Source organism: Saccharopolyspora sp. NPDC002376 (assembly GCF_053593195.1).
Genome location: NZ_JBSFBZ010000060.1, coordinates 1 through 14,177, shown reverse-complemented (window position 1 = coordinate 14,177; position 14,177 = coordinate 1). Strand labels below are relative to the sequence as shown.

The following is a 14,177-nucleotide window of genomic DNA, read 5'->3' as shown; positions in this document are numbered from 1 at the left end:
ACCGGGGCACCCAACCCCATTGAGAGGTTCGGTGCCCCGGCCGAGCAGTCGCCAGATTCAGCTCCGGCGCTGGGTCATCTCCATCTTCGCGACCAAGTCGCCGACGGCGTTGCGCGTCTTGTTCAGCGGCTCGCCCAATCCCTTGGGCACACCGAACTTCCTCAACGTCTCGACCAGCGACAGCATCGACGCGTCGATGCGCTTGACCCGGTTGTGCACCTCATCACCGAATGCCATTACTTCTTCACGTATCCCTTCGCCACGTTCTGACCGCCCTTTGCAGCGATCCCGTCCCGAACCCCGTACAACGTCTGGCGGGCCGCGTCCGCCAGCTCCGTGATCTCGTCGAAGTCCTTCTTCTGCATCACGTTCGGCTCCAACAGCCGGACCGCGACGAGCTCCCTGTGCAACACGTCGAGGTGTTCCCCGATCTTCTTCAGCCGGTTCACAGCGGGCGTGTTCCTCCGCGCCCCGACCGGCAAATTCACCTCAGCCATAAAACTCAACCTCTCCAATCAGCTTGTAACTATCCATGGAAATGTTCGGGTCCGGGGGAAACCATGGCGGGTCCTCGGCAGCCCGGGCCCGCAGCTCCTCGTCACTCATCTGGTTCTCGTTGCTCACTTGCCCTGCCCTTCCGTCGAATCTCCGATGCATCCCGAGTCGCCGTGGAACCCGAAACCGCCCATCACTGATCACCGCCCTTCGGGTGAGCGAAGTGGTGCAGCGCCTCCTGAAGCCGCATCAGCTGCCCGCTCGTGTAGTTCTCCAGCGCCGGAAAACCGTGGCTTTCCAACGCCTTCCCGACGTCGTAGAGCATTCCGATCGTGAAACGCGGATCACGCCCCTGGCCGGAAACCTTCGCGCCCCGGATAGATCCGTTCGCAACCACCGTGCAGATCACCGCCCATCACCGCCACGAGAATTTCGAGCAGTGCACATCCTGCGAGTGCGAGTAGCGCCACGGGTCGACGTGGCACGCCGGGCAGTACTGCAAACCCAAAGACAACATCCGAAACCGTCCTTTCCTAATGGAGTCCATCAAGACCCCCGGAATGCCCAGGGAAATCCCAGGTGGCCGGGGGTCAACATGGCCTCCCCGACGCGACGAATGCGCGCCGAAAAAGGCATAGCTCGGCCCACTATGTATTTCTCAAACAACAAGCCAGAATTGGCGAGAGGAAGAATTCGGAAGTGCGGGGCTAACTCATCCCGCGTTCGCGGGCATCACGCCGAGAGCCTTCAGTGTGACGCCCTGGGCCCCGTTGTCGAGAACGAACTGGGAGAGGCGCGGCTGGTGTAGCGCGACGAGCTCGCCCTCCTCGATCTTGTCCTGCGGCTCCGTTTCCAGGGTCACCTTCATCTCGAAGCCCTTCGGAGCGCGCTTACCCTCCTCCGTCGGGATCGACTTCATGAAGATCGACATCTCGTACAGCGGCGCGCCGTCCTGGCTGGTGGCGATCTCCTGCTTACCCGTGTCGCGGTTCTTGTACATCTTCACCACCGGCTCCTCGACGACCCGCACCTTGTAGCCCTCCAGCACGACCGGAACGTTCTTCAGCATTCTTGACCTCCATGGTTGTTGGTCGGAAGCCCGACCTCGTTGCCGTCTGGAACAGAATCTAACAGCTCGGATCAGGTGGAGTCAACTGAAACATCGGTATCACTAGCAACTTCGCTCCTGACCAGGGGGAACTTGGTTCAGCTGGCCGCCTCTGTTACCATCTGAATCGTGACTGATACAGGGAGGCATGCGTAGTGATGGCATCGGAGGATCAACAAGGGCTGCAGCACGGCACGAGCGTGCTAGTCATCGCGCGAAACATCCGAAACAAGATCGAGGCAGGGGAGCTGGTCCATGAACAGCAGCTCCCGAGCACGCGCGAGCTGGCTAAGGAGTGGGGCACCAGCGTCGCAACGATCAACCGTGCGATGGGAGTGCTTGCAGACGAAGGGCTCGTACTCAACCGAGCGCGATCAAGCCGGATCGTGAACTACCCGTCATCAGCTGGCCGGCCTGCGGAGCAATCAGTATCGCCGCACGTCATCATGGTTGGCGGATACGCTGGATCAGGTAAGACCGAACTCGGCCGGGTGCTGGCCCGGAGGGCTGGTTGGCCAATGCTCGACAAGGACACCACGACGCGGGCGGTCGTTGAAGCCGCCCTTGAGATGCTCGGCAAGTCGCCGCACGATCGTGAGTCCGATGTCTACCTGAACACGATCCGCCCCGCCGAGTACGAGGCCCTGGCAGCTGCCATGACCGAGAACCTGATGTGCGGAAACTCGGCCATTGTCACCGCTCCATTCATCAGGGAGCTCTCCGATCGTGCTTGGTGTGAACGAACGTCCGCGACCGTCGAGAGCATGGGGGCACAGCTTCATGTGGTGTGGGTTCGTTGCGATGCGGACTCGATGCGCGCGTACCTCAAGCAGCGCGGTGCCGCGCGAGACGCGACGAAGCTTGCCAACTGGACTTCGTACCTGGACGCGATCGATCTTGATTTCACGCCCGCCATCGAACATGGCGTGATCGAAAACTCAGTCGGCTCGCGTCCGCTTCAACAGCAGGCTGCCGAGTTGCTGCAAAGGATCGAATCATGAGCAGTGCGATCGTTCTTTACGGCCCTCCAGCGGCGGGCAAGGACACCGTGAACGACGCTCTCTCGCGGATCGACACCAGGTACGAGCACTTTCGACGCCTCAAGTGCGGTTCCGGTCGCTCGGCCGGATATCGGATGATCAGTACGGCGCAGCTCGACGAACTTCGCGAGCAACCTGGGGAAGTGCTCTGGGAAAACAGGCGGTACTCATCGACATACGTAGTCGATCGATCAGAGCTCCTGGTGATCATCGGCAAGGGCTCGGTGCCGGTGATTCATCTAGGCCAGGTCGAAGCAGTGGAGGCCATGACATCCGCCATGCCTGATGTCGCGTGGCTGGTTGTCGAGCTGTGGTGCTCTCGGGGCGTCGCCGCCAGGCGCATCGAGGAACGTGGCACAGGTGATACCGCCGAACGGCTCGCGGCCTTTGATGCCACGGAACGCCTCGAACGCGCGGACCTCTCGGTCAGAACCGACCAGATCGAACCCGACGCCGCTGCAAGGCGAATCGCTCAAGCAGCACAGAACGTCCTGTCTTGATGGAGTGCTGAGACGATGCTTCCTGTTGCCCTCCCGGCCCCGACTTTCCGGCTGCAGAGCGGTGTTCTCGACCGAAACGCCACTGAACAATACGCGGTGCTGGTCGGGTCAACCTGGATAAGGCAGGTCATCATTGCTGGTCCTATGGGGTTCGGTGAACGAGCCACCCAAGCGGAGCGTTTGCAGCTTCTCGATCTATGGGCAGACAACGTTGACCGATCTGGGCTCGTCAGCGCTTGTTGGAACCCCGAGGACACGAGCGCGGCACTTCGGCGAGGTATCCGGCCGCTGGTGATGCTGCGAGCCTCCACCGCCGACGAGCTTCTTACCCAGATGGCGACCCTGCCTCGCAACGCGATTGCGTACGCCAACCCCCGGTACAGCAGGGTCGTGCTTACCGCGGAGCTTGCTGCGAAGGCGCGTCGCCGGGGTGTGATGCCGACAGCCGTCAAACTGTCCAAGGTAACAGCGGCGCAGATTGCACAGATCCGCGCGGAGGCAGGGCCAGAGCTCGAAATCATTCACGGCTCGTCGCGAGACATCACCGGAAGTATCACGGCCGGGGCCAACAGCGTCGTAGCGCCGCCACTCGCCAGCCTGCCGGATCCTTGGCCACAGCCCTCCGGCAGCGACGTGCAGCGCTGCGTTGATCGCATCCAGCTCGAACTGGATACACGTGCCAGTCACGTCGAGCGAGTCGAGATGATCACTCGCTTAGCTTCGTCCCGCCTTCTGGGCTGTGGCTGAAAGCCTCTTTCGCTTGCTCATTGCTCAGAGGCGTCTATGACTACAGGCTGCCCCTCATCTGCCCGAAGTTGCGTGGCCAGAGCAGTCAACTGCTCGGCAAGCGAGTGGCGCTGCTCGCGCGTGTATCGCCCAGCGCCGAGAGCGAACGCGGCCTCATCGAGTTCCCACTGGGCGGCACGTAGAAGCACCGCTAGCACCCCGTTACCGCTTGACATAACCGGTCCCAAAACTGGACATTAGACTCATCTGGCTTGACTGACTATCTTGACTCAAGGAGCTCAACGGTAACATTGGGAAGGAAGGTTTGGCCTGAAGTTCGTAGCTTCGGGTCATGCCTAGTTCCGCGCGCCTCATCACCAGCTCGGAAGTGGCGCGCGAACTTGGGGTAGCGCGTCAAACGGTCAATCGCTGGGTGCGGGAAGGCGTTATTACCCCGACCATCGTTACTGCTGGTCGACAAGGTCGGTTTGACATCGAGGAAGTTAAACGCCAGCTGCGCGAGCACGGGCAGCGCCAGCGCGAGCAAGACGACGCTTGACGCTACGGCTGGAGCGTGGAGGCTGGAACGCGGTTCGGGCGGATCACGGAGAAATGACGGCGATCGTGGGTGGCCAAGCGCTGTTCTAGTTGCCGAACCACTGCACGAGCAGTAGGTGGACTTCCCGCTGTTCTTCGAGGATGAGGTAGAGCACGTGGCCTGCGTGGCTGTACCCGAAATCCCAGCGCCGTACGGGGCCAGTGGGATTAGCGCCGTTCACCGGGAACCCGTTCCAGGGCGCGAGCCGCAGAACGTCCAACGCCTCAGCGTAGGCAGTCAGGGCATGGCCTGGCAGCGCGGCGACTTGATCATTGACCGACTCGTCGGGAACGAGCTCGTACACCTACCGGCCCAACCGCCGACGAAGGGTCTCCTGCATGACATCGAGCGGTACCGCATCAGGGTTCTTGCCGGTCCGGAGGATCTGCTCAGCCTTGGCCAAGACTCGCGTGTAGGTCCCCGGCGCTACTTGTTCGGTATGCGCGTAGTGCTGCCACTTCCGGAGCAGACCAAAGACCTCGGTGAGGTCGTGAGAGCGCTTCGCACGGTCGAGGACCAGTTCCCACTCCGCATCGAACTCGGAGGCCGCTTGCGGGGTCAGGCACGCCCGGATACTCGCAGCGTCCGCAGGCGGCGGAGCCGGAGTGCTGTTCGGAACAGGATTCGGGGCGGCCACCTGGCTAGCATAGCCGTCCGCGTCAACCAGCAGCCCGCGTCAGCGTGACCAGGCCGCAGTCCGCGTGTGTCTAAACTTTCTCTACTTCATCAAGGGCGGCCCCTGCGGGGCCGCCTGCCTGCTGTATGCGAGCCCAACCACGGCCGCCGCCCCGCTGTCTGCGAGCCCGGTCCAGCCGACCGCCGGCCGGGCGTGCGGCTGGCGCCGGTCCCGGCAGGCGGTCGGCGGACCGGCCGCGAGCGGTGGGGCGGCGGCCGCGGTTGAGCGCGAGCGGAAGGCAGGCGACCCCGCAGGAGCCGCAGAAGTGAAGTCCTTGAGTCCAGATGTCCCGACTGCACGGGGTCGACTGGGCGAGCCGTTGAAGTACGGTGCTGGGCGCGTCGCGGAGCTGGGCGCCTTGCCGCTCCAGTCGACCTCGGAGTGGCGCGTGCCGAACGGGGTTGCCTGGTTGTGGTCCCGATCCAGATTGCCAATTAATGGCCAGTAATCATCCGCAACCAATGGCAAACGTCGTCATGCAAGGCGAAACTGGTTGGGATCGTCAATGCAGGTAACCAAAGGTGTTGGCAGACAACGAAAACTGTCGTCTACTGTGGAAACGGGATCAGAAGGTTAGGGGTTCGAATCCCTTCGGGCGCACGTCTGGTCGAGACAGCGCGAACCCCCTCTAGCAGGGGGTTCGCTGCTTTTCAGGGCCCGTGACGAGGCGGTCGGCCCTGCCCGTCAGGCCCGGGTTGCCAATTAATCGCCAACTTTCCATCCGGGGTGAGGCGAACCACAGAGTCGAGCACCTCAGCGCTGCGCCGGGACTCCTGGCCCCGGCCCATGTAGGTGTTCATATACCCACTGGGGGTATGCGGCAAGGCTGTTCGCGAGTCGGATCAGGACGGCCAGGCGGGATCGCGGCCGATGAAGGCCATCAGCTCGTCCCACGCGGAGGCTCCGTCGGAGACGGGCACGGCGGGGCCGAACTGCCCGCTGTCGCGCAGCAGCTGCTCAATCTGCTTCATGCCCTCCAGCGCGGCGCGGCAACGTTCCTCGCCCAGGTCTGGCTCGCGGCCGAGGGTCTTGGCGACGCCGCGTCCAGTCGTCGGCCGCCTCGACGAGTTCGGTGAACCGGGCGGCGTCGTGCGCGTGCTGCTGTGCCGGTCCCATCTCAGGCTTCCTTCGCGAGCAGTTCGTCGAGCTTCTCGTAGCCCTCCCGGACCCCGACGTCCATGCCGCTGGCCAGCATTCCGTCGCGGGTCTCGAAGTCCTGCACCACGCTCAGCGTCCGCAGCCGGGTGCGCCCGTCGTCGAGCGCCTCGAAGGTCAGCGTCTCCAGCGCGACCACGTCGGGCAGGCCTTCGTAGGTGAAGGTCCACACGATCCGCTCCTGCGGCCGCACCTCGTGGAAGCTGCCGTGGAAGGCGGCGATCTCCTCGCCGTCGCGATCGCTGGCGAAGGCCCACTCGCCGCCGGTGCGCGCGTCCCACTTGGTGACCCGCGTGGTCAGCGAGCGCGGCCCGACCCACTGCGCGTAGAGCTCGGGGTCGACGTGGGCGCGGTACACGTGCTCGGGCGTCGCGTTGAACTCCCGGATGATCTCGATCGTCGGGACCTTCTCGTCCGCCACGATCTCGGTCTCGTGCTTGGTCATGATGCGTCCTCCGCGCGTTCGGATTTCCGGTTCTCGTCGGTCATGTGTTCCAGCAGGGCGTCGAGACGCTGGTAGCGCTCCTCGGCTTCCCGGCGATAGCGCTCGATCCACTTGGACATCAGGTCGAACACCTCCGCGTCCAGGTGGACCGGTCGGCGTTGGGCGTCCCTGCTGCGGGTCACCAGGCCGGCCTCCTCGAGCACCTTCACGTGCTTGGAGATCGCCTGGAAGCTCACGTCGTAGGGCTCGGCGAGCTCGCCCACGGTCGCGTCCGCGCCGGCCAGCCGGGCCACCAGCTCGCGCCGGGTCGGGTCGGCCAACGCCGCGAACGCCCGGTTGAGCTGCTCAGTGCTCTCGTCCACCAGTCTTCCTCAACTAGTCGGTTGAATAAGAAGGTAAGCCCGTGCCGCGCCGTAGTCAACCGGTCGGTTGAAGAAGGTGGTGCCGAGCGGGCGCGGTGGGCGGGGGCAGAATGCCTGTCGGTTGTCCGCGATGGGGAGGTTCTCGATGGCCAGTGGCGATGACATGGACCGCGCGATCCGCGCGCTGCGCACGGGTGCGGCGCTGCCCGCGGAATCCTCCGGGCTGCTCGCCGACCTCATCGAGGCCCACGTCAACGCCGAGGTGGGCACGACCCCGCCCGGAGGTTGGCTGATGGCCGACATGGCGGCGCTCGACCTGGCCCGCGAAGCGCTGGAAGGGCGCATGGCGGCGCCCGAGGACCTGAAGCGATTGATCGCGATGCTGCGCGAAGGAACGCCGCTGCAGCCCGAGCTCTCGCCGAAACTGGCGGCACTGCTGGAGAAGCACCAGCAGCTGGAGTGGCCGGAGGAAACCTCGAAGGCCTGGCAGGGCGTCCGCGAAGGCGCCCAAGCCGTCGCCGCCGCCGTCGTGCAGTCGATGGGCTAGATCGCCGGCGAGGGAATTCGGGCTCTGATCACCGTTGCCAGCGGGGCTGCCATCGCGCAGAGGCCCACTGTGCTGATCCAGACCTCGTCGTAGGAGCCGAGCAGGTCGCGGGCCATCCCGCCGCCAAGCGCGACCAGCTCGGTGCCCACCTGGTGGGCCGCGCTCACCCAGCCGAAGAGTCCACCGGGCGGGCGCGCGCTTGGGCGTTGGAGCACCTGGATCGGCCGCTGGCGCTGCGTGAGCTGGCCGGACAGGAGGCGATGAGCGTGCGGACGTTCACCTGGAGGTTCCGGGACGGCCGCCTCGCTGCGCCAGCATCTGCAGGCTGCGCTTGGGGTTTCGCCCAGTGCGTATCGCAGCACCTTCCGCGGGGCTGAAGAGCTCGTGACCCGTTGAGCTCTTGCCCGGTGTTGTTCGCCGGGTGATGATCGGCCGGTCGGAGCTCGTGGACGAATGGTCCTTTGTGGATGGTCTGGAGGCTGCTCGTGGTGGATCGGCTGGCGAACCTCTTCCGGCTCGATGGGCGCAAGGCCGTGGTGGTCGGCGGCGGCAGCGGTCTGGGCCGCGCCAGCGCCGTGGGCCTGGCCGAATTCGGCGCTCAGGTGGTCATCGCGGACGTGGACACCGATGGTGCTACGGAGACCGCGGAGTCGATCCGGCAGCTCGGGCACGAGGCGAGCTGGCGCGAGTTGGACGTGCGCGACGGTGCGGGGATCCGGGAGCTCGCCTCGGCCGAATCCGACGCTGAAGTGCTGGTGGTGACGCCCGGCATCAACGTCCGCAAGCGCCTGGCGGACACCGCGGACGAGGAGTTCGACCGGGTCGTCGACGTCAACCTGAAGGGCACCTACCGGCTGCTGCGCGACTTCGGCGCGCGGATGGCCGAGCACGGGCGGGGCAGCATCATCACCTTCGCCAGCTTCCGGGCGGAGGTCGTCGAACCCGGCCAGGGCATCTACGCCGCGACGAAGGCCGGTGTGGTGCAGCTTTCCCGCGCGCTGGCGGCGGAACTGGGGCCGAAGGGCGTGCGGGTCAACGCCATCGCGCCCGGCCCGTTCGAGACACCGCTGACCGAGCAGATCAAGTCCGACGAAGCCTGGTACGGCGCGTACGCGCGCAAAACCGCGTTGGGCCGCTGGGCCAAGGCGAACGAGATCACCGGCGCCGTGGTCTACCTGGCTTCCGACGCCGCGTCCTACGTGACCGGCAGCCTCCAACTGGTCGAAGGCGGCTGGACGGCCATCGACGGCCGCTTCGACCCCGGCGTCTGACCCCATCGCCGTCGTCCGACCCGTCGAGCAGCCCGTGACGTCCGTCCAGGACCACAGTTTCAATTGAAACTGTAAATCCCACCCACGACGGATCACAGTTTCAATTGAAACTGTAATTCCGGAGCCCGGAGCGGACACCTGGGGCAGGCCGGGGGAGGGGACCCTGTGGACAAGCGCCCTGGTTGTGGGGGACTTCCGCAATTTCCATGGAAATCGGACGTCTGATTTCCATGGAAATTGCGGAAGTCGGGACGGGACCGCTGCGGTCAGGGCTTCTCGACCTCGGCTGGGAGGCCGTTGGTGATGCGGACGAGCTCGTCGAAGGTCGTGGGGAACATGGCGTGCTTGGTGCCCGCTCCTGCCCAGACCACGGGGTGGTCGGCGAGCATCTGGTCCACGACCGTGCGGATCTGTTGGGGGTGGCCGACCGGGCCGACTCCACCGACCGGCTGGCCGGTGGCCTCCTGCACGAATTCCGGGGTGGCGCGGCGGATCTTGCCCACGCCGAGGAGTCGCGCGACGTGCTTGGTGTCCACCCGGTGCGCGCCGCTGGCGATGATCAGCAGCGGCTCGTCGTCGGCGGTGAAGACGAGGCTGTTGGCGATCGCGCCGACCTCGCAGCCGAGCTGTTCGGCGGCCGCGGCGGCGGTCGGCACCTCGGTGGTGAACTCGACGACCTGACCGGGCACGTCCAGCCCGCGCAGGCAGGCGGAGAAGGTGTCGGTGGCATTGCTCATGCCGCGCAGAATCCCCCAGACGGAGCCGCCGGAACAAGCCGATTACCCCGCGCGTCCGCCGATCACCGGCTCGGCGTTCCTCGGGGATCACCCGGTCGGGTAGGCGCCTGATTTCGCATCAGGGACCCCCTGCTGGCATCCCTGGGTGAAAACTGTTGCGATACAAGGTGATTCGCTGCGCGCGTCAGCCTGTCCCCGAGGTGTCCCGGGGGTGGTCACTCACTGTTGCCTGTGATCTGAGACACGGCTGTTAACGTCGCCCGAGGCTCGATCGAAATCCCGGGTGCGGCCCCGTTGTGGTCGTTGTTCCACCTGACACCGAGAACGGGTCTGGTCTTCTTGGCCGTCCGCAGTTGCAGGGTCATCCCCAACCGAACACATCGCACCGCTGACCCCGTCATGCCCTGACGAGGTCGCGGCTCCCTCAGCTCCACGCGATCGACCCCCGGGTCGTCGTGCGATTCGTGCTGCCCTGCCCACCCCGTCATCCCGAGGGACGCCAATGCAATTCCGGCTCTTGGTGCTCGCCGTCGGCACCTTCGTCATCAACACCGGGTCGTACCTGGTCGCCGGGGTGCTCCCGGCCATCGCCGCGCACGTCGGAGTGCCGGTCACGACCGCCGGCCAGCTGGTCACCGTGCACGCCCTCACCTATGCCATCAGCGCCCCCGTTCTGTCCACTGTGGCCGGAAAGTGGGAGCGCCGGAAGCTGCTGTGGCTGTCGCTGGGACTGTTCGTGGTGGGCAACATCGCCACCGCGCTCGCACCGGACTTCAGCACCCTCACCGCCGCGCGCGTGGTGGGCGCGCTGGGCGCGAGCCTGTTCACCCCGACCGCGGTGGTGATCGCCGCCGACCTCGTGTCGCTGGACCGCCGCGGCCGCGCGGTGTCGATGGTGCTCGCCGGGCTGACCCTGGCCACGGTGATCGGCGTGCCGCTGGGCGTGCTGCTGGAGGGATCCCTCGGCTACCAGGCGCTGTTCTGGATGATCGCGGGGCTCGGCGTGCTGGCCTCGGCCGCGCTGCTGGTGCTGCCGCCGGTTCCGGCACCGCCGGCGATGCGGGTCCGCGAGCGGGTGTCGGTGCTGCGCAACAAGGCCGTCGGGTGGGTGCTGGTGGTCTCGATGCTCGCCTCCCTCGCCGACTTCGCCGCTTACACCTACGCCTCGCCGATGCTGTCCGCGCTGACCGGCGCGGGTGCGGGAACGCTCGGCGTGCTGCTCTTCGTCTACGGGGCCGCGGGTGCGATGGGCAACGCCGTGGTCGGCCGGATCACCGACCGCTTCGGTTCGAGCGTCGGCATCGTGGGATCGCTGCTGCTGCTCACCGCCGGGCTGGCGTTCCTGCCGCTCGCGAGCGGTTCGCTGGTGGCGACCGGGGCGCTGCTGGTGCTGTGGGGCCTCGGCGGCTGGGGGATCATGCCCGCCGTCCAGCACCGGCTGATCTCGCTGACCCCGACCGGCGCCGCCGTGGTGATCGCGTTCAACTCCTCCGCGCTCTACCTGGGCATGGGCCTCGGCGGGATCACCGGCGGCGCCGTCGCCGCGCAGTGGGACTGGTGGGCGCTGGGCCCGGCATCGGCCGTCGTCGCCGTCCTCGCCCTCGGTCTGTTCTGGCGGATGCCTACCACTCCGGCCGCAGAGCCGGTCGGGGTTCCGAAGCAGGCAACCGCGTCCGAGCGTGAGGTCGTGCCCGCGTAACTCGGGCAGGAGCGAACGGACCGTTCACGCCGTCCAGCGAAACGGTCCGTTCGCTCCACCCCCAGATCTCAGAGCAGCAGCGGGAGCTTGTTCACGCCGGTCATCGTCGGAGCGGGCATGAACTCCGGCGGCGTGCCGGGATCGGTCCGCAGGTTCGGGAACCGGTCCAGCAGGATGTTCAGCGCGACGCGGCCTTCCAGCCGGGCCAGCGGCGCGCCCAGGCAGAAGTGGATGCCCCGGCCGAAGGCGATCTGCGGGTTCGGATCGCGGGTCACGTCGAAGACGTCCGGGTTCTCGAATTCCCGGGGATCGCGGTTGGCCGCCGCGACCCACATCAGCACCACCTGATCGGCGGGGATGATCTGCCCGCCCAACTCGGTGTCCTTCCAGGTCGCCCGCGACACCGCCGCGAACGGGCTGAAGAAGCGCAGCGACTCCTCGATGGCCTTGGGCACCAGCGACCGGTCCTCGCGCACCTTCGCGAACTGCTCCGGGTGCGCGTCCAGGCACAGGACCGTGTTGCCCAGCAACATCGTCGTGGTGATGTGCCCGGCGATGAGCAGCACCATCGCGAAGTTAGCCACTTCGCCGTCGGTGAGCCGCACCCCGTCGACCTCGGCCTCGACCAGCTTGGTCAGCAGATCTGCCCGCGGCTGCTCCCGCCGCTCCTGGGCGTGCTCGATCAGGTAGTTCGTCAGCTCCTGGACCTGCTCCAGGGCACGGGCGAAGTACTCCTCCTGCTCCTTGGTCTGCGCTTTGATCGAGACCTTGTTGGAGCTGTTGAACATCGCGTCGACCCACTTCTTGAACAGCCCCCGGTCGCTGCTCGGCACGCCCAGCAGCTCGGCGATCACGATGACCGGCAGCGGGTAGGCCAGGTCCGCGACCAGCTCGGTCCGGTCGGTGACCGCATCGAGCAGTTCGTTGGTGAGCCCGGCGATGCGCGGCTCGAGGTCCGCGACGACCTTCGGGGTGAACGCGTGGCTGACCAGCTTGCGCAGCTTGTTGTGGTCCGGCGGGTCCATCTGCACGAGGTTGCCCTCGCTGGAGAACTGCTTGCCCAGGTCGGGGATGAGGCGCTGGGTGTTGGAGGAGAAGGCGGTGTGGTCGCTCAGCGCCTGCACGATCTCGGGGTAGCCGTAGACGTTCCAGAGGCCGGCCTCCGGATCGTGCTGCACGGGCTGGTCGGGGTGCACGCCGCGCAGCCAGAACTGCGCTTCGTTGATTCCCCAGGTGTCGGCGAGGGTCGTCATCTGTTGCCCCTTTCCACGGGTCGAGCGGCGGGATCAGCCCCGCTCGGATTCCGGGTCGGCGTAGATCCGCTCCCGGTAGGACGTGTTCAACTCGTCGAACAGGTCGGCGATCTCGGCCGCGGCCGACGCCAGTGAGGCGGGGTCGGGGTCGAGGTCGGGTTCGAAGGCGTGCTGGACGGTGTGCGCCAGGACGTCCGCCGCGGCCTCGTCGTCCAACGACGCGAGGCCCGGCTTGATCGAGCCCATGGTGTAGAAGCCGGTGGTCGTCGCGTTGATCGCGTAGACCAGGTGCGGGACGTCGTCGCGCACCAGGCCGTGCTTGCTGACCAGCGCGAAGTAGCGGTCGGTGATCTCCTGTTCCCTGGCCCGCGCCGGGGAATTGGTGAGGCTTCCGAGCAGCTCCGCGTCCGCGGTGACCAGCGCGCGCAGCAGCGGGCGGCGTTGGGTGGCGAGGAACGCGGTGCGCAGGAAGCGGTGCGGTTGGATCTCCCGCGGATCGCGCCGCAGGTCGGCCGCCAGCTCGATGATCAGCTCCGCCGACGCGCGCAGGATGAGCGCTTCGAACAGCCGCTCCTTGGTGCGCCAGTGCAGGTAGACGGTGCCCTTGCCGATGCCGGCCTGGCGGGCGACGTCCTCGATGGTCACCTTCCGGTAGCCCAACCGGATCATGAGCTCACCGGCCGCGTCGAGGATGCGGTCGGCTCGTTCGGTCGGCTGCGGCACGGGACACCTCCGGTGACTTCGTGACCGGATTTGAAAACTGGTCATCCGGTCATGGGGAAACGGTAGCCCGGTGCGCGGCGCACGACAAGATCGCTGGAACGTGTTAACGCGATCCTGACGCCCTGCGGGCTCCACGCGTCGGGCTTAGGTTCAGCGAGGCGGTGTGTAGCCCCAGGACTTATCCCGCAACCCCGAAGGGAGCACCATGGGTATTGGTGACTTCGCGGACAAGATGAAGGACCTGGGCCAGGAGCACGGGGACAAGATCGGGCAGGGGCTCGACGCGGCCGCGGACAGGGCCAAGGAGAAGTTCGGCCACGAAGACCAGATCGACGGCGCCGTGGAGAAGGGCAAGGAGTTCCTCAGCGGCGGAGAGTCGAAGCCGAAACCCGGCTGGCGGTAGACAGCAGAACATCGCCGCCCGACCCACGCTGCGGCACGGGACCTGGTGAGGGCCGTCCCGTTGCGGCAGTGGTCGGAGCGGATCATGGAGAGGCCGCCCCACGCACAGGGCGGCCTCTCTTCATGTCCAAAACCCCTCGGCCCGCGGCATCAGGCGCCCGTCGCCCAGCCTGACCACAGTTTCAATTGAAACTGTGATCCGCTGTGGGTGGGATTTACAGTTTCAATTGAAACTGTGGTTCCCGTGGCGTGTCGGTGCCGGACATGCCGATGTGTGTCGGGTGCCGGACACGCCGATGGTTGTGGACAGGTGCCTCCGCCTGTGGAGAACTTCCGCAATTTCAATGAGGTGATCTCAGTGGAATGGGGAGGGCTGGGGGCCTGAAGGCGATGTGGGCGTGGGGTCCTGGTAGAAGAAGGTCTCACCACAAGATCATTCT

General features: G+C 66.1%; 21 protein-coding genes and 1 pseudogene. 9 read left to right on the top strand and 13 right to left on the bottom strand.

What is annotated here, in order from left to right:
- Positions 1–57 precede the first annotated feature (57 nt).
- From ACWCO2_RS30180 to ACWCO2_RS30165, 4 genes are all read right to left on the bottom strand, one after another.
- A complete protein-coding gene (locus ACWCO2_RS30180; RefSeq protein ID WP_450131183.1) occupies positions 58–237 on the bottom strand; it encodes a hypothetical protein in 180 nt (59 codons plus the stop codon).
- Positions 237–497: a hypothetical protein gene (locus tag ACWCO2_RS30175; RefSeq protein WP_450131182.1), complete on the bottom strand. Its 261-nt coding sequence runs from the start codon at positions 495–497 to the stop codon at positions 237–239. Before ACWCO2_RS30175 ends, ACWCO2_RS30180 begins: the two co-directional genes overlap by 1 nt.
- Before the next feature lie 191 nt (positions 498–688).
- Entirely contained in the window at positions 689–904 is a 216-nt protein-coding gene (locus ACWCO2_RS30170; RefSeq protein ID WP_450131181.1) for a hypothetical protein, read from the bottom strand.
- A 303-nt stretch (positions 905–1,207) separates the two neighbouring features.
- Complete coding sequence (locus tag ACWCO2_RS30165) at positions 1,208–1,564, bottom strand: hypothetical protein (protein WP_450131180.1); 357 nt, start codon at positions 1,562–1,564, stop codon at positions 1,208–1,210.
- A gap of 197 nt (positions 1,565–1,761) precedes the next feature.
- On the opposite strand from ACWCO2_RS30165, the gene ACWCO2_RS30160 reads away from it, so the two are divergent.
- From ACWCO2_RS30160 to ACWCO2_RS30145, 4 genes are all read left to right on the top strand, one after another.
- Complete coding sequence (locus ACWCO2_RS30160) at positions 1,762–2,604, top strand: AAA family ATPase (protein WP_450131179.1); 843 nt, start codon at positions 1,762–1,764, stop codon at positions 2,602–2,604.
- Positions 2,601–3,143, top strand: a complete 543-nt coding sequence (locus ACWCO2_RS30155) for a kinase (RefSeq protein WP_450131178.1) — start codon at positions 2,601–2,603, stop codon at positions 3,141–3,143. Before ACWCO2_RS30160 ends, ACWCO2_RS30155 begins: the two co-directional genes overlap by 4 nt.
- A 15-nt stretch (positions 3,144–3,158) precedes the next feature.
- A complete protein-coding gene (locus ACWCO2_RS30150; protein WP_450131177.1) occupies positions 3,159–3,890 on the top strand; it encodes a hypothetical protein in 732 nt (243 codons plus the stop codon).
- A gap of 331 nt (positions 3,891–4,221) precedes the next feature.
- Complete coding sequence (locus ACWCO2_RS30145) at positions 4,222–4,428, top strand: helix-turn-helix domain-containing protein (RefSeq protein ID WP_450131176.1); 207 nt, start codon at positions 4,222–4,224, stop codon at positions 4,426–4,428.
- Between the two features lie 85 nt (positions 4,429–4,513).
- On the opposite strand, the gene ACWCO2_RS30140 is transcribed toward ACWCO2_RS30145, so the two are convergent.
- The 5 genes from ACWCO2_RS30140 to ACWCO2_RS30120 all read right to left on the bottom strand — a co-directional run bounded on the left by ACWCO2_RS30140 (position 4,514) and on the right by ACWCO2_RS30120 (position 7,105).
- Positions 4,514–4,771: a hypothetical protein gene (locus ACWCO2_RS30140; protein WP_450131175.1), complete on the bottom strand. Its 258-nt coding sequence runs from the start codon at positions 4,769–4,771 to the stop codon at positions 4,514–4,516.
- On the bottom strand, positions 4,772–5,104 hold the full coding sequence (locus ACWCO2_RS30135; RefSeq protein WP_450131174.1) for a DUF6247 family protein: 333 nt from the start codon (positions 5,102–5,104) through the stop codon (positions 4,772–4,774). It lies immediately after the preceding gene.
- 881 nt (positions 5,105–5,985) lie between these two features.
- Positions 5,986–6,114, bottom strand: coding sequence for a hypothetical protein (locus ACWCO2_RS30130; protein WP_450131173.1), 129 nt, complete (start codon positions 6,112–6,114; stop codon positions 5,986–5,988).
- Positions 6,115–6,260: 146 nt separating this feature from the next.
- Positions 6,261–6,743, bottom strand: a complete 483-nt coding sequence (locus tag ACWCO2_RS30125; protein WP_450131172.1) for an SRPBCC family protein — start codon at positions 6,741–6,743, stop codon at positions 6,261–6,263.
- A complete protein-coding gene (locus tag ACWCO2_RS30120) occupies positions 6,740–7,105 on the bottom strand; it encodes an ArsR/SmtB family transcription factor (protein ID WP_450131171.1) in 366 nt (121 codons plus the stop codon). The genes ACWCO2_RS30125 and ACWCO2_RS30120 overlap by 4 nt, the downstream gene beginning before the upstream one ends.
- A gap of 145 nt (positions 7,106–7,250) precedes the next feature.
- On the opposite strand from ACWCO2_RS30120, the gene ACWCO2_RS30115 reads away from it, so the two are divergent.
- A complete protein-coding gene (locus tag ACWCO2_RS30115; protein ID WP_450131170.1) occupies positions 7,251–7,652 on the top strand; it encodes a hypothetical protein in 402 nt (133 codons plus the stop codon).
- Here ACWCO2_RS30115 and ACWCO2_RS30110 read toward each other — a convergent pair.
- Positions 7,649–7,819: a hypothetical protein gene (locus ACWCO2_RS30110; RefSeq protein ID WP_450131169.1), complete on the bottom strand. Its 171-nt coding sequence runs from the start codon at positions 7,817–7,819 to the stop codon at positions 7,649–7,651. The two genes, ACWCO2_RS30115 and ACWCO2_RS30110, sit on opposite strands and share 4 nt — an antisense overlap.
- Here ACWCO2_RS30110 and ACWCO2_RS30105 point away from each other — a divergent pair.
- Positions 7,820–8,048, top strand: a pseudogene (locus ACWCO2_RS30105) (AraC family transcriptional regulator); the annotation flags it as partial.
- A 71-nt stretch (positions 8,049–8,119) separates the two neighbouring features.
- A complete protein-coding gene (locus ACWCO2_RS30100; RefSeq protein WP_450131168.1) occupies positions 8,120–8,923 on the top strand; it encodes an SDR family NAD(P)-dependent oxidoreductase in 804 nt (267 codons plus the stop codon).
- A gap of 266 nt (positions 8,924–9,189) precedes the next feature.
- Here ACWCO2_RS30100 and ACWCO2_RS30095 read toward each other — a convergent pair whose 3' ends face one another.
- Complete coding sequence (locus ACWCO2_RS30095) at positions 9,190–9,660, bottom strand: YbaK/EbsC family protein (protein ID WP_450131167.1); 471 nt, start codon at positions 9,658–9,660, stop codon at positions 9,190–9,192.
- Positions 9,661–10,162: 502 nt separating this feature from the next.
- Here ACWCO2_RS30095 and ACWCO2_RS30090 point away from each other — a divergent pair.
- On the top strand, positions 10,163–11,359 hold the full coding sequence (locus tag ACWCO2_RS30090; protein WP_450131166.1) for an MFS transporter: 1,197 nt from the start codon (positions 10,163–10,165) through the stop codon (positions 11,357–11,359).
- A gap of 68 nt (positions 11,360–11,427) precedes the next feature.
- Here ACWCO2_RS30090 and ACWCO2_RS30085 read toward each other — a convergent pair whose 3' ends face one another.
- Positions 11,428–12,612: a cytochrome P450 gene (locus tag ACWCO2_RS30085; RefSeq protein WP_450131165.1), complete on the bottom strand. Its 1,185-nt coding sequence runs from the start codon at positions 12,610–12,612 to the stop codon at positions 11,428–11,430.
- A gap of 33 nt (positions 12,613–12,645) precedes the next feature.
- Positions 12,646–13,335 (bottom strand): TetR/AcrR family transcriptional regulator, encoded by a 690-nt coding sequence (locus tag ACWCO2_RS30080; protein WP_450131164.1) that lies wholly within the window; start codon positions 13,333–13,335, stop codon positions 12,646–12,648.
- Between the two features lie 205 nt (positions 13,336–13,540).
- Between ACWCO2_RS30080 and ACWCO2_RS30075 the strand changes: the two genes are divergently transcribed.
- Positions 13,541–13,738 carry an antitoxin gene (locus tag ACWCO2_RS30075; protein WP_450131163.1) on the top strand — a complete coding sequence of 66 codons (198 nt, stop codon included), beginning with the start codon at positions 13,541–13,543 and terminating at the stop codon, positions 13,736–13,738.
- Positions 13,739–14,177 lie beyond the last annotated feature (439 nt).

Coding starts and splice junctions, on each gene's coding strand:
- ACWCO2_RS30160 (WP_450131179.1), top strand. CDS start 1,762: ATGGCATCGGAGGATCAACAAGGGCTGCAGCACGGCACGAGCGTGCTA.
- ACWCO2_RS30145 (WP_450131176.1), top strand. CDS start 4,222: ATGCCTAGTTCCGCGCGCCTCATCACCAGCTCGGAAGTGGCGCGCGAA.
- ACWCO2_RS30125 (WP_450131172.1), bottom strand. CDS start 6,743: ATGACCAAGCACGAGACCGAGATCGTGGCGGACGAGAAGGTCCCGACG.
- ACWCO2_RS30150 (WP_450131177.1), top strand. CDS start 3,159: ATGCTTCCTGTTGCCCTCCCGGCCCCGACTTTCCGGCTGCAGAGCGGT.
- ACWCO2_RS30100 (WP_450131168.1), top strand. CDS start 8,120: ATGGTCTGGAGGCTGCTCGTGGTGGATCGGCTGGCGAACCTCTTCCGG.
- ACWCO2_RS30165 (WP_450131180.1), bottom strand. CDS start 1,564: ATGCTGAAGAACGTTCCGGTCGTGCTGGAGGGCTACAAGGTGCGGGTC.
- ACWCO2_RS30155 (WP_450131178.1), top strand. CDS start 2,601: ATGAGCAGTGCGATCGTTCTTTACGGCCCTCCAGCGGCGGGCAAGGAC.
- ACWCO2_RS30180 (WP_450131183.1), bottom strand. CDS start 237: ATGGCATTCGGTGATGAGGTGCACAACCGGGTCAAGCGCATCGACGCG.
- ACWCO2_RS30090 (WP_450131166.1), top strand. CDS start 10,163: ATGCAATTCCGGCTCTTGGTGCTCGCCGTCGGCACCTTCGTCATCAAC.
- ACWCO2_RS30130 (WP_450131173.1), bottom strand. CDS start 6,114: ATGAAGCAGATTGAGCAGCTGCTGCGCGACAGCGGGCAGTTCGGCCCC.
- ACWCO2_RS30095 (WP_450131167.1), bottom strand. CDS start 9,660: ATGAGCAATGCCACCGACACCTTCTCCGCCTGCCTGCGCGGGCTGGAC.
- ACWCO2_RS30085 (WP_450131165.1), bottom strand. CDS start 12,612: ATGACGACCCTCGCCGACACCTGGGGAATCAACGAAGCGCAGTTCTGG.
- ACWCO2_RS30175 (WP_450131182.1), bottom strand. CDS start 497: ATGGCTGAGGTGAATTTGCCGGTCGGGGCGCGGAGGAACACGCCCGCT.
- ACWCO2_RS30115 (WP_450131170.1), top strand. CDS start 7,251: ATGGCCAGTGGCGATGACATGGACCGCGCGATCCGCGCGCTGCGCACG.
- ACWCO2_RS30075 (WP_450131163.1), top strand. CDS start 13,541: ATGGGTATTGGTGACTTCGCGGACAAGATGAAGGACCTGGGCCAGGAG.